The sequence below is a fragment of the Amycolatopsis sp. NPDC001319 genome (genome assembly GCF_042896185.1).
Lineage (GTDB): Bacteria > Actinomycetota > Actinomycetes > Mycobacteriales > Pseudonocardiaceae > Amycolatopsis.
In genome coordinates, this window is sequence record NZ_JBIAWY010000008.1 from 435,202 (window position 1) to 448,051 (window position 12,850).

Below are 12,850 nucleotides of genomic sequence, written 5' to 3' on the forward strand. Positions count from 1 at the left end.
ATCGGCACCGGAGCTGAGGAGGGCACGTGGCGGGACCGCTGAGCGGACTGAAGGTCGTGGAGCTGGCCGGGATCGGCCCGGGTCCGCACGCGTGCATGGTGCTCGCCGACCTGGGTGCCGACGTCGTGCGCGTGGAGCGCCCGTCGGGCTCGCTCGACCTCACCGGCGGCAAGGCGGACCCGCTGCTGCGCGGCCGGCGTTCCGTCGCGGCCGACCTGAAGACGCCCGAGGGCCGCGACCTCGTGCTGCGGCTCGCGGCGAAGGCCGACGTGCTCGTGGAAGGCCTGCGTCCGGGCGTCACCGAGCGGCTCGGCGTCGGCCCGGCCGACTGCCACGCGCTCAACCCGCGGCTGGTCTACGGCCGCATGACCGGCTGGGGCCAGGACGGCCCGCTCGCGCAGCGCGCCGGGCACGACATCAACTACATCGGGCTCGTCGGCGTGCTCAACGCGATCGGCCGCGCGGGCGAGCGGCCGGTGCCGCCGCTCAACCTCGTGGGCGACTTCGGCGGCGGGTCGATGTTCCTGCTCGTCGGCGTGCTTTCCGCGCTGTGGGAACGCGAACGCACGGGCCTGGGCCAGGTCGTGGACGCCGCGATGGTCGACGGCACGAGCGTGCTCGCGCTCATGGTGTGGTCCTTGCGCGGCCTCGGCGTGTGGTCCGACGAGCGCGGCGTGAACCTGCTCGACGGCGGCGCGCCGTTCTACGACACCTACGTGTGCGCGGACGGCCGCTACGTCGCCGTCGGCGCGCTGGAGCCGCAGTTCTACGCGGCGCTGCTCGCCGGGCTCGGCCTGGAGGCCGCGGATCTCCCGCCGCAGCTGGAGAAAACGAGCTGGCCGACGCTGCGGGCCGAGTTCACCAAGGCGTTCCTCTCGCGCACCCGCGACGAGTGGGCCGAGGTGTTCGGCGGTGTCGACGCGTGTGTCACCCCGGTGCTGGAGCCGGACGAGGTCGCCGCGCACCCGCACATCGCGGCGCGCGCCGGCCTGGTCGAGCTGGACGGGATCCTGCAGCCGGCTCCGGCGCCGCGGTTTTCGCGGACGGCACCGGATCTGCCGTCCTCGCCGCCGAAGCCGGGCGCCGACACGGAAGCGGTCATCGCCGACTGGGGAGTGTGACCGGTTCCTCGCTGCGTCGCGGGGCCAGCGTCAGCACGGCCACCGCGATCGCGGCGCCGCACGTGCCGACGAAGACGAACACCGCGGTGTAGCCCAGCGACAGGGAGATCTGGCCGACCAGCAGCGGGCCGAACGCATTGGCCAGGCGGCCGGCCCCGTAGCAGAGGCCGGTGGCCCGCGCGCGGATCTCCCCGGGGAACAGGCGCGGCGTGTGGGAGTAGAGGAGCGCGACGAGCGTCTGGTTCAGCGCGGCCACGAGGAAGCCGAAGACCACGATGGCGGCGGGGGCGAACGTCAGTCCATACGCGACACCCGCACCGGCGAACATCAGGCTGAACACCGTGACGGGGCCGCGCAGCCCGAAGCGGTCGGCGACGGGCCAGGCGAGGAGCGCGCCGGGGACCGCGCCGAGGGCGGTCAGCGCGGTGTAGCCGACGCTGTGGGTGACGGTGAAACCGTGTTCGTGCAACAGGGCCGGCGCGAACGAGGCGAACCCGTAGTAGCTGAGGGTGAGGAAGATCCAGACGCTCGCGAGCATGATCGTGCGGCGGGCGAAGCTGCCACGCAACAGCCGCAGCGGTGCGCCGGGGACGCGCCGCGGCGCCGGTGATTCCGGCAGCCACCGAGTGATCACCAGCGGGACGACACCGAGCGCGCCGAAGACGAACACCAGCCGCCAGCTCTGCGGGCCCAGCCCGACCACGGCTCTCGCGAAGAACGCCACGGCCGGGATGCCGAGCAGCCCCACGGCGAGCGTGCCGGCCTGGACCCGGCCGCGCTGGTGCTCGGGGATGAGCTCCGTCAGGTAGGTGACCGCGACGACGGTCATCGCGCCGAGCCCGCAGCCGGTGAGGAAACGGGTGGCCAGCAGGCTGACCGTGTCGAAAGCGCCCGCGGTGGTCAGGGAACAGACGGAGAACCACAGCACGGAGCCGCGCAGCGCGCGCTTGCGTCCGGCTCGCTCGGCCACCCGGCCGCCGGCCGTGGCGCCGGCGAACATGCCGAGGAACCCCGCCGCCGTCACGACGGAGATCCCGCGCAGGCCGAGGTTCAGCGCGTGGTGGACGGCCGGGGCGACGTAGGCGAAGGAGTTGATGTCAGCCAGCTCGAACGCGAAGCACAGCGCGAGGGTGCCGGCCACTTTCCGGTGGTAGCGCGTCCACGGGAGGTGGCCGAGCCGGGCGGGCAGCGTCACGTCAGTCCCTTTCGGACCTCAGTGCGAAGCGGAAGTGCCGGGGCCGCTTCGGTTACCGCGGCACCGCCCCGCCGAGGGTGGTGGCGGGGCGGCACCTGACCGGGCGCGGTGGTGGGGTCACCAATCGGCGCCGGACACCACCTCGACGGGCGGCGTGGTCTCGGCCCCGAGCGCGCACGCTAGAGCGGCGAGCTCGGCGGCCTCGCGGGGTTGAGCCGGCGGGTTCACCAGTCGGCCTTGCGGGCGGAGGAAATGAGGTTCGTCGTCACGGGACAGGCTCCTTTGCTCGATCGGCGGATGGGGCACGAGCGGGGAGAGGGGAAGTCTCGGTGTGGAAGGTGCGGGCGGTGCGGGGTCTCGGATGCTGAGGTCTCCGAAAGCGAGGTGTCGGAAAGGGCGCTCTCGGGATCAGCGGTTTCCCCGGGGACAGTGCGCAGGGTTCGGAACCAGCGTCTCCCCGAGGGAGAACTCGCGATCGGGAAGCTCGGAGCGGGAGGTGGAGACGGTGGCATGGCCGCGGCACGCGCCCGTCGGCCCTGCCCGCGGTCACCGGTCGGCCCCCTCGGCCGGCCGGGTCCGCCACGAGCAGCACCGCACGATCGGGTACCGCGCCCTGGCCCCGCGCGGCGGTGGACCGCCGTGTCGCCCCGGGGCCGAGAACGTCGGGCACTCCCGCGAGGAGTCCGTCGGCGGACCGCAGGCTGCGCAGGGTTGCCTCGGAAGGGGTCACGCGCACCCGTGCGGAGGACTCGGGAGCCCTCGGGTGAACGAAACCGGCGACCATGATCACGAAGCGTAGGGAGACGTCTGGCGGCGAACAACGCCATCGCGCGGCGGGATCATTGCGCGCGACGCAACGGTCGGGACATGCGTTGGCCGTGGGCGCGGGCGAGGCGCGCGAGGGTCTGCACGCTGTCGGCGACGGTGGAGCTGCGGTGGCGCGCCAGGAAGATCGTGCGGCCGGAGAACGACGGGTCGTCGATGGGGATGCGGGTGATGCGGGGGTGCTGGTGGTCGTTCATGCCCTCGGGCACCACCGACACGCCGATCCCCGCGCCGACCATGGATTCGACGACGAACAGGTCGTTGCCCTCCACCGTGATCCGCGGGACGAAGCCGGCCCGCGCGCACGCGTTCACCATGTGCGTGCGGCTGCTGGACCCCGGTTCCATCGCGACGAACGGCCGCTCGCTCACCTCCCGCAGGGACACACGCTCGCGCCCGGCGAGGGCGTCGCCGACCGGGACGGCCAGCAGCAGCGACTCGGTGAACAGCGGCTCCACCACGAGGTCCGTCTCGGTCGGTGCCACCGACGAGAAGCCGGCGTCGGCGTCTCCGCGCAGCAGCATCTCGACGACACCCGTGGCCGGGCTCTGCGTGCAGCGCAGGCGCAGCTCGGGGCGTTCGGCGAGCAGATCGGCCAGCACGCACGGCACGAACCCCAGCCCGAGCGAGTACGTGTGCGCGATGCGCAGGAGCCGGTGCGGCTCGCCGGCGTCCGCGAGCGCCGCGCCGACGGCGTCGGACCGCGCGCGCAGCACGGCGTGGGCCTCGCGCACCAGCACGTGTCCCGCCGGCAGCATGCGCACGCGGCGGCCGTCCTGCTCCACCAGGCGGATCTCCAGCTTCCGCTCCAGCGCGCGGATCCCGCGCTGGACCGTCGCCACGCTCACGCCGAGCTCCGCGGCGGTCTGCCCGAAGTGCTCGGTGTCGGCGAAACTCAGCAGCAGCTCCAGGTCCGCGAAAGTGACCTTGCCGGCGCGTCCGTCGTCCACCCGTCCGATTATCCGCCGAGGGCCGAGGTGACGGATGTCGCTGCGAATGTCACGTTTTCGGCCTGGTCGTGCGGGATGTCGTTCCACCAGTGGCGATGGAAGTGCCGGGCGATGTGGGAGACGGGTCCGAAAGTACCGGTGCCGCTGCCCCGATGGTCATTTCGGCGGCCCGATCCCGTTATCGTCAACCGGATGCGGGGGCTGGGGGCGGATTTCCGACGGCTGTGGTGGGCGTTCACCGCGAGCGAGACGGGCTCGGCGATCGGCTACGGCGCGATGCCCCTCGTGGCGGTGCTGATCCTGCACGCGTCCGCCGCCGAGGTGTCGCTGCTCGCCGCGATCCCCGGCCTCGCCGGCGCGCTGATCTCGCTGCCGATCGGCGGGTTCGTGGAGTTCCGGCGCAAGCGGCCGGTCATGATCACCGCCGACGTCGTGCGGTTCGCCGCCCTCGCGAGCGTGCCGGCGGCCATCGGGTTCGGCGTGGTGTCGCTGGCCCAGCTGTACGTGGTCGGGGTCGTGCAGACGGTCGCGCTCGTCGCCTTCACCGCCGCCAGCGGAGCGCACCTGCGCGCGCTGGTCACCGTCCGCCAACGCGCCGAAGCCGCCAGCCGGTTCGAGGCCGCCAGCTGGACGGTGAACTCCGCCGGCCCACCCGTCGGCGGCGTGCTGGTCTCGCTGACCGGCCCGGCTGTGACGACGCTGATCGACGCCGTCTCCTACCTCGCCTCCGCGCTCGGCGTGCGCTCGCTCCGCGCCCCGGAGCCCCCGCCACCCGCGCGCACCACCCCGGCGCACGCCGGCCGCGACCTGCTCGACGGCTTGCGCTACGTGCTGCACAGCCGCGAACTCGCGCTGCTGTTCGCCAACGCGCTGCTCTTCGGCTCCGCCGTGCTGGCCATCTCGCCGCTCGAAACCGTGTTCATGCTCGACGACCTGGGTTTCGCCCCGTGGCAGTACGGACTCGTCATCGGCCTGCCCTGCCTCGGCGGCGTCCTGGGCGCCGCCCTCGCACCCCGCCTGGCGGCCCGCTTCGGCACGCGCCGGGTGCTGATCTGGGCCGGGATCGCCCGGACGCCATGGGTGCTGGCCATCCCGTTCGTGCCGCGTGGCCTCGGGGGCGTGCTCGCGTTCCTCGTGATCGACACCCTGCTGCTGCTCGCCGCCGGGGTGTTCAACCCGCTGTTCAGCGCCCACCGCATGACGTTGACGCGCGAGGACATGACGGCGCGCGTCCTCGCCGGCTGGTCCGCCGGCGGCCGCCTGGTCCGGCCGCTGTTCATCGTCGCCGCGGGCATCCTCGCGAGCGTCAGCGACGTCCGCGTCGCGATCGCCGCCGCGGGTGTCCTTTGTGTCCTCAGCGTCCCGTTGCTCCTGGTCCCCGGAACCCGGGAAACCAGCGCCGAACCTGATTCGGTCACCCCCGCCACCGGCGGCTAGCGTGAGACCCATGGATCTCCCCGACGACCTGCGCGCTCTGCTCGAACAGCCGAGCCTCTGCTTCATCGCCACGACCATGCCCGACGGCTCGCCGCAGCTGACGCAGACGTGGGTGGACACCGACGGCAAGCACATCCTCGTCAACACGGTCGAGGGTTTCCGCAAGGTGCGCAACATCGCGCGCGACCCCCGCGTGGCGCTGAACATCGCCGACGCGACGCACCCGTTCCGCTACTTCACCGTCCGCGGCCGCGTGCTCGACACGACCACCGAAGGCGCGGCCGAGCACATCGACAAGCTCGCCCACCGCTACACCGGCCGCCCCTATCCCTGGTACGGCGGCCGTGACCAGGTGCGGCTGATCCTGCGCATCGAGGCGGAGCACATCGGCTCGATGGGCTGACGCAGCCGCTCGGTGGGCCGTCGGCGAGAAACTCGGCTGCACGGCCCGGCGGCCTGACCTAGCCTCCCGGGCATGTTCGAGTACCACGGCTGGATCTCGCTGCGCTCCACCGCCGAAGCGGTCGACGACGAACCGCCCCTGCGCTTGCCCGAGATCCGGGCTGCGACCGACGAGCTCGCCGGCTACGCGCTGCTCGATCTCCAGCCGCTCAACGGGCAGTACTCCATCCACCTCGGGGGCAAACCGAACCATCGAGGTACGCACGGCCCGGCAATCCTCGACCTGTTCAGGAAGGTTGGCCGGCTCGCCCCCGGTTCGTACGGGCTCCTCCACGTCCACGACGACGAGGATCCCCTCCACGCCGACGAGTTCCGCGTTTACCGGCTGGCTCGCGGGATCCTCACCGAACACCGCGAGCCTCTCCTCTCGCCGGTCATCACCACTCTCGAAGACGCGGACTAGAACAGCCGCACCGGCAACGACTCGTGCCCGTTGGTGATGAACGAGGCCACCGGGCGCAGGTCTTCGGGGGGCACGGCCAGCGCCAGCTCCGGGAACCGGGCGAAAAGCGCGGGCAGCGCGATCTCGGCCTCCATCCGGGCCAGCGGGGCGCCCAGGCAGTAGTGCACGCCGTGGCCGAACGCCAGTGACGACTTGTTCTCCCGCGTCACGTCGAAAACCGCGGCATCGGGGCCGTGGCACGCCTCGTCGCGGCCGGATGGGCCGAACGACGCCAGGATCGGGTCGCCGGCGTGGATGGTGGTGCCGGCGACGTCGAGCTCGGCCAGGGCGTAGCGCAGCGGCAGGTGGGAGACGGGCGACTGCCAGCGCAGGGTTTCGTCGATCACGTCGGGCCAGCCGCGGTCGCCGTCGAGCACGAGGCGCAGCTGCGCGGGGTGGGTGAGCAGCGCGGTCACGGACTGGTCGAGGAGGTTGACCGTGGTCTCGTGCCCGGCCGTGATCACGAGCATCAGCGAGTCGAGCAGTTCCGCGTCGGTCAGGGCGGAGCCGTCGTCGTCGCGGGCGGAGATGAGGACGGTGGCCAGGTCGTCGCCGGGTTCGGTGCGGCGCGCCTCGACGAGGTCGCCCAGCAGCTCGTACAGCCGCGTGACGTTGGCAGTCGCCTCCTCCGCCGTGGCCGACGTCGCGAACAGTCCCGCCACGCCCTCGCGCAACCCCGGCCGTGACTCCTCCGGCACGCCCACGAGCCGGCAGATCACCTCGATCGGCAGCGAGTAGCAGTAGTTCTCGCGCAGGTCCGTGTGCGCGGGCCCGGCGGCGAGGTCGTCGAGCAGGGCTTTGGTGAGCTCTTCGATCCGTGGGCGCATGCTCTCGATGCGCCGCGGCGTGAAGGCCTGCGACACCAGCGAACGCAGCCGGCGGTGCTCGCTGCCGTACGCGGTGAACATGTTCTGCACGGACACCCAGATGTGCAGCGGCCAGTCTTCGGGGATCTCGCCGGCGCGGTAGGCGGGCCAGTGCCGCCGCGGGTCCTTGGACACGCGCGGGTCGGTGAGCAGCTGTTTCAACACCGCGGGGCTCGTGACCGCCCACGCCCGCACGCCGCCCGGCAGCTCGACCGGCGTCAGCGGCCCGCGTTCGCGCAGCCGCGCGCCTTCGCCGTGCACGTCGCGCGCGGCGGGGTCGAGCGGGAAGGGGGTCGCGGTGTGGTCCATCGGCGGGCGCTCCTCGCTGGCCGGTGTGTCCACAGAGGACGGTTGTCCTCGCCGGGCACCGGTCCCGGGAACCGTAGCGCGCGCCCGGCCCGGACCGGGCCCCGGGAAGGGGTGCGGATGATCATTCCGGGTGAAGCGCGGCAAGAGGGGTTGACCCGGCCGTGAACGCGGAAAGGGCGCCATCCCGGCCCACCCGGATGGCGCCCCGCCCTGGAATTTCCGCTCAGCCGTCGGAACGGCGGCGGTGCAGCGAGAACTTCTCGAACACCGACAGCTCGCCGTGCGGCTTGTTCACGTTGTAGTAGGTCACGTGCATGGTCGTCGTGTCGCCGCGGTGGCGGCCCGGGTCCACGGTGAAGGACGCGAAGCCGTACGGGTGCTCCTCGTCGCGGACCGCGCTCCACACGGCCTGCTCCTTCACGTAGGTCGACACGCGCTTGCCCGTGCCCGGGTCGGCCTTCGCGGAGACGGCGGTGATGACCTTGCCCGTGCCGTCCTTGAAGAAGCTGCCGTTGGTCGTGCCGGAGACCCCGCCGCCGCCGAGGATCATGTGCACGGTGCCGTGCGAGGCGTCGATGTTGTCGGTGGCGCTCGACACCGGGTTCGGCGTGAGCGTCTCGCTGCCGGACACCACGCCGTGCACGGCCAGCGAACGCTCGTAGTCGTGCTCGTGGCCGCACAGCACCAGGTCCACGCCGTACTGGTCGAACAGCGGCCCGTACTTCTCGCGCAGGCCGAGGTCGGCGCCGTTGGCGTCCGAGGTGCTGATCATGACCTGGTGCATCGCGACGACGATCCAGTCGATGTCGTGCGACGCGCGGGCCGCGGCCAGCTCCTTCTTCAGCCACGCGAGCTGGCGGCCGCCGGAGTAGCCGTTGATGTAGACGTCGCCGCCGTCCTGCAGGGCGTTGTCGTCGTTCTGCAACACGATCACGCGCACCGAGCCGACGGTGAAGCCGTACCAGAGGCCGGCCAGCTCACGGTCGGTCTCGGTGGAGGGCAGCTGGAAGTAGGCCTGGTACGCGCCGAGGCCGATCTCGCCGTTGAGCTTCTCGATCTCGTGGTTGCCCGCGGCGGGCATCCAGGGCCGGTAGCGCGCGGAGCGGGTGTTGTTGGTGAAGAAGTTGTTCCACGTGCGCACGCGGTCCACGTCGAGGTTCGCGTAGCACAGGTCGCCGTTGAGCAGGTGGAACAGCGGCGCGACCGTCTCGATGCCGGTGACGATGTCCTTGGTCGCCGGCGTGGAGTTCGCGTCGAGGCCCACGGCACCCGCGGCGTTCCAGGTGACCTGCGGCGCCGACTGGTCGCCGAAGCTCGTGAACGTGAAGGCCGAGCGGCCGCTCGGGGCGGTGCGGAAGGTGGCCGCGTCGGGCGTCGCGCCGTCGTGCTGCGCGGCGTAGATGTACTCGGTGCCGGGACGCAGCCGGTCGAGCATCGCGTGGTGGACCCACACGGTGCGGCCGGACGTGCCGTCGACGTACGTGCGCGTGTCGGCCTGCGCCACGGCGCCGAAGCCACCGTCGAGCGTCCCGTACAGCACGCGCGGCTTGCGCACGGAGGCCTCGGTGATCCACGAGACCACCATCTGGCGCGCGGGGTCGCGGCCGAACGTGAGGTGCAGGCCCTGCACCGGCGTGGTGCCGGACCCGACCTGCGGCACGAACGCGGCGCTCTGCGGCGCGGCGGCGGCCACCCCGGTGCCCAGCAGGGGCACGGCGGCGCCCGCGCCCAGCAGGCCCAGAGCCCCTCTGCGGCTGACGGTGTGTTTGCTGGTCTCGGACATGACCCTCCTCGGCTTCGGCCAGCAGAACCTAGGCGTGCCGCCCGACGCGGCGATGAACGAGACCTGTCAGCCGCGTGAAGTGTCCGAAGCGCGGGTGTCCGTGCTGGGCCGGACGGTCCAATCAGGACACCCGCGCACCGGAACTTTCGGGCATAGGCGGCGAACCGCGTCAGCGGCTCGCGAGGAACCGGTCGTACGCGGCGAGCACGTCCTCGGTGTCCAAAGCCGGGCCGTCCGGGTCCTTGGCGTCGTCGTCCCAGCGGCGGACGAGCACGGCCTCCTCGGCGTTCGGGTGGGACGCGAACTCGGCGACCTCCTCGGGGGTCATCGGGCCGCCCTGGACCTTGAGCGACGCGACGGACGCGGGGGAGAGGTGGTCGTGGTACTCGGCGTCGGTGGCGACGAGGTAGCGCTTGGCCGGCACGTGCTGCGCGATGATCCACGCGGCGCGCTCGCCGAGGTGGCGGCGGGCGAACTCGGCGCCGGACAGCTCGTGCGGCAGGCCCGGCCACTCCTCGCGGACGGCGCGGGCGCGGCCGATGTCGTGCAGCGTCGCGGCGAGCACGAGCTCGTCGTCCCCGCCGTGCTGCGCGGCGAACCAGCCGGCCTGCAGGGCGTGGGTGCGCTGGTCCACCGCCTCGCCGCCGTACGGCAGGCCGGCGAGCCCGTCGACGAGCCCGGCCAGCGCTTCTCGGGTGAGGGTCACGGCTTCTCCTTCAGGGTGCTCGCGAGCTCTTCCGCGAGCTCGCGGGTGGCGGCGACGACACCGGACCAGCGGCGCGTCAGATCGGGGTCGATCTCCAGCGGACGGCCGTTGACGTCGAGCACGGCGCCGCCGGCGGCGGGGACCATGACCATCGCCGCGGCGAGGTCCATGATCCGGTGGGTGTCGGAGCCCGCGTCGGCGAACGCGTCGGTGGAGCCCTCGGCGACCAGGGCCGCCTCCAGGCAGCTGGTGGACAGGATCCGCACGCGCGCGGCGCGCTTGGCCACCCGCCACCACGCGTCGTCGTCGGAACCGTGCGGGCGCAGCAGGCTCACGGCCGCGCCGTCGAGCTCGCGGCGGCCGGTGGTGCGGTACGGCGTGCGCTGCCCGGCGACGGCGTGCCAGCAGCGGCCGGTGTCGAGCCAGCAGGTCAGGGCCTCGGTCGCGACCCCGTCCACGGCCACGACCCCGGCGAACGCCGAGAGCGGCACGCCGGCGGCCGCGTTGGCGGTGCCGTCGACCGGGTCGACCACGAGCGTCACCGACGAACCGTGGTCGATCACGCCGATCTCTTCGCTCAGCAGGTTCACGCGGTGCTTGTCCACGACCTCGGCGACGGCGGTGTCGACGAGGATGTCCAGCCGCATCGTCGGTGTGCCGTCGGCGCCGATCTGCACCTTTTCGGCCAGTTCCGCGCGGGTGTGCTTCGCGCGGGCCGCGGCGAACGCGGCGACGGCCGCGCGCGTGGCGTCGGCGAGCGCGGGGTGGGTGCCCTCGGGGATCACGGGCTCGGGCACGGGCCAGCCGATGAAGCTCATGCGGCACTCACCAGGGTGGTGTGGACGACCGGCCACCGCGGGCCCGCCGCGATGAGGGCGAGGTCGGCGCGCCGGCCGGGTTCGAGCCGGCCGCGGTCGTCGAGCCCCGCGACGGCCGCGGGACCGCTCGTGACGAGCCCGATGGCTTCGGGCAGCGACACCAGGTCGTCTTCGACGAGCGCGAACGCCGCCGCGAGCAGCCCTGAAGGCAGGTAGTCCGACGCCAGCGCCGTGACCAGGCCCAGCGCCACGAGGTCCCGCCCGGAGGCGTTGCCGTTGTGAGAACCACCGCGCAGCACGTTCGGCGCGCCCATCACCACGGGCAGCCCGCGGTCGCGCGCCTCCTGCGCCGCCTCGACCGTGGTCGGGAACTCGGCGACGGACCCGCCGCGGTCCACCAGCTCGCCGATCTCCTTCGCCGACGCGGGATCGTGGCCCAGCAACCGGATCCGGCCCGCGCGGGCCTGCTCGCCCAGCCACGCCATGGCGTCCTCGCGCACGCCGAGCCGACCGTCGCGCTCGGTGATCAGGTTGGTCACGTGGTCGGCCGCTTCCTGCTGCGAGAGCCCGCGCACGCCCATGAGGTACCGCTCGTAGTAGCTGCGGTCGGCGTACTGGCCCTGACCCGGCGTGTGGTCTTCGTGCGACACGAGCGGCGCGACGCCGGTGTCCGGGGCCACCGCGATCCGCTCTTGCAACGCCTGCAGGCCTTCGGGGGAGCGGACGTCGAGCCGGTACAGGATCCGGTGGTCGACCAGGCTCGCCGAGCGCTCGTCCACCGCGTGGCACACGTCGTGCGCACGCTCGACGGTGCGGGCCAGCCCGCGGCCGTGGCTCTGCTCGAAACCGGCCCCGTGGAACGCGGTCGTCACGGCCGCCGCGCGCAGCTTGCCCTCGAAGGACAGCAACGCGAACTCCATCGGCAGCTCGGCGCCGGGGCGTGGCAGGCGTTCCTTCTCCAGGCCGTCGCTGTGCACGTCGACGAGACCGGGGATGCACAGCAGGCCCTGACCGTCCACGTCGGCCTCGACGCCGGGCGCGTGCGGCTCCACGGCGGCGACCACGCCGTCGCGCACCGCCACCAGTGCGTCGTCGAGCACCCGGTCTGCCAGTACCGCACGCACGTGCCCGAGTACGTAGCTCGGCGGTGGCGCGCCGAGCGTCCATTGGTCCATTCTGGACTCGAAAACCGGCGTCGTCATGCCACTTCCTCCAGGATTTCATCGGGCGCGCCGTCGCGAGCGATGCGGCCGTCGCTCATCAGCACGACGCGGGAAGCCAGTCGCCGCATGGCGTCGAGGTCGTGGAACACCGCCAGCACGGCCACGCCCTGCGCGGTGAGCGAGGCGATGAGCTCCAGGGCGGACTCGCGGTTGGCCGGGTCCAACGCCGACACCGGCTCGTCGAGCAGCAGCAGCCGCGGCGGGCGGACCGTGCCCGCCGCGAGGTTCACGCGCTGGCGTTCGCCGCCCGAGAGCACCGAGCAGTCGACGTCCCACAGCGCCTCGTCGAGGTTGAGCCGCTTCAGCGCTTCGGCCGCAGCTTCCCGCGCCTCGGCGCGGTCCACACCCCGGCGCCGGGCCGTCGCGGCCACGACCTCGAGCGGCCCGGTGCGCGGGGGCGCGGCCAGGAACTGGGACACGTACCCGAATTCGCGGCCGCGCACCCGCGCCATCGCCCGGTCGGGCAGCTCCGTCAGCTCGAGCTCGGTGCCGTCGGCGGTGCGCAGCCCGACCGAACCGGAGTCGGGCAGGTAGGTGCGGTTCACGCAGCGCAGCAGCGACGACTTGCCGGCCCCGCTGGGCCCGGCGAGCGCCACGTGCTCGCCGGCACGCACGTCGAGGTCGACGCCGTGCAGCGAGTGCACGGTGCGGCCGTCGATCGTGTGCAGCGTGAACGACTTGCGCAGGCCGCGCAGGGACAGGACGGGGGACAC

The 12,850-nt window shown here is 72.8% G+C and carries 12 protein-coding genes; 4 read left to right on the forward strand and 8 right to left on the reverse strand.

Annotated elements, in window-relative coordinates:
- Positions 1–26 precede the first annotated feature (26 nt).
- Positions 27–1,121, forward strand: coding sequence for a CaiB/BaiF CoA-transferase family protein (locus tag ACFY1H_RS30805; protein WP_366585503.1), 1,095 nt, complete (start codon positions 27–29; stop codon positions 1,119–1,121).
- Here the strand turns inward: ACFY1H_RS30805 and ACFY1H_RS30810 are convergent.
- Positions 1,099–2,316: an MFS transporter gene (locus ACFY1H_RS30810; RefSeq protein WP_386952095.1), complete on the reverse strand. Its 1,218-nt coding sequence runs from the start codon at positions 2,314–2,316 to the stop codon at positions 1,099–1,101. The two genes, ACFY1H_RS30805 and ACFY1H_RS30810, sit on opposite strands and share 23 nt — an antisense overlap.
- A gap of 839 nt (positions 2,317–3,155) precedes the next feature.
- On the reverse strand, positions 3,156–4,091 hold the full coding sequence (locus ACFY1H_RS30815) for a LysR family transcriptional regulator (RefSeq protein WP_366585507.1): 936 nt from the start codon (positions 4,089–4,091) through the stop codon (positions 3,156–3,158).
- A gap of 192 nt (positions 4,092–4,283) precedes the next feature.
- Here ACFY1H_RS30815 and ACFY1H_RS30820 point away from each other — a divergent pair, with 192 nt between their 5' ends.
- The 3 genes from ACFY1H_RS30820 to ACFY1H_RS30830 all read left to right on the forward strand — a co-directional run bounded on the left by ACFY1H_RS30820 (position 4,284) and on the right by ACFY1H_RS30830 (position 6,393).
- Positions 4,284–5,528: an MFS transporter gene (locus tag ACFY1H_RS30820; RefSeq protein ID WP_386952098.1), complete on the forward strand. Its 1,245-nt coding sequence runs from the start codon at positions 4,284–4,286 to the stop codon at positions 5,526–5,528.
- Between the two features lie 10 nt (positions 5,529–5,538).
- The gene (locus tag ACFY1H_RS30825) at positions 5,539–5,931 is read left to right on the forward strand and encodes a PPOX class F420-dependent oxidoreductase (RefSeq protein ID WP_386952101.1); all 393 of its coding nucleotides are present in this window, start codon (positions 5,539–5,541) and stop codon (positions 5,929–5,931) included.
- Positions 5,932–6,003: 72 nt separating this feature from the next.
- Complete coding sequence (locus tag ACFY1H_RS30830) at positions 6,004–6,393, forward strand: Imm7 family immunity protein (protein ID WP_386952104.1); 390 nt, start codon at positions 6,004–6,006, stop codon at positions 6,391–6,393.
- On the opposite strand, the gene ACFY1H_RS30835 is transcribed toward ACFY1H_RS30830, so the two are convergent.
- From ACFY1H_RS30835 to ACFY1H_RS30860, 6 genes are all read right to left on the reverse strand, one after another.
- Entirely contained in the window at positions 6,390–7,607 is a 1,218-nt protein-coding gene (locus tag ACFY1H_RS30835) for a cytochrome P450 (protein ID WP_386952107.1), read from the reverse strand. The two genes, ACFY1H_RS30830 and ACFY1H_RS30835, sit on opposite strands and share 4 nt — an antisense overlap.
- A 223-nt stretch (positions 7,608–7,830) precedes the next feature.
- Positions 7,831–9,390: a metallophosphoesterase family protein gene (locus ACFY1H_RS30840; RefSeq protein WP_366587814.1), complete on the reverse strand. Its 1,560-nt coding sequence runs from the start codon at positions 9,388–9,390 to the stop codon at positions 7,831–7,833.
- Positions 9,391–9,559: 169 nt separating this feature from the next.
- Positions 9,560–10,096 carry an HD domain-containing protein gene (locus tag ACFY1H_RS30845; protein ID WP_366587816.1) on the reverse strand — a complete coding sequence of 179 codons (537 nt, stop codon included), beginning with the start codon at positions 10,094–10,096 and terminating at the stop codon, positions 9,560–9,562.
- Entirely contained in the window at positions 10,093–10,914 is an 822-nt protein-coding gene (locus ACFY1H_RS30850) for an inositol monophosphatase family protein (protein ID WP_386952111.1), read from the reverse strand. The genes ACFY1H_RS30845 and ACFY1H_RS30850 overlap by 4 nt, the downstream gene beginning before the upstream one ends.
- Positions 10,911–12,116 (reverse strand): alpha-D-ribose 1-methylphosphonate 5-triphosphate diphosphatase, encoded by a 1,206-nt coding sequence (locus ACFY1H_RS30855; RefSeq protein WP_386952114.1) that lies wholly within the window; start codon positions 12,114–12,116, stop codon positions 10,911–10,913. Before ACFY1H_RS30855 ends, ACFY1H_RS30850 begins: the two co-directional genes overlap by 4 nt.
- The gene (locus tag ACFY1H_RS30860) at positions 12,113–12,850 is read right to left on the reverse strand and encodes an ATP-binding cassette domain-containing protein (RefSeq protein ID WP_386952117.1); all 738 of its coding nucleotides are present in this window, start codon (positions 12,848–12,850) and stop codon (positions 12,113–12,115) included. Before ACFY1H_RS30860 ends, ACFY1H_RS30855 begins: the two co-directional genes overlap by 4 nt.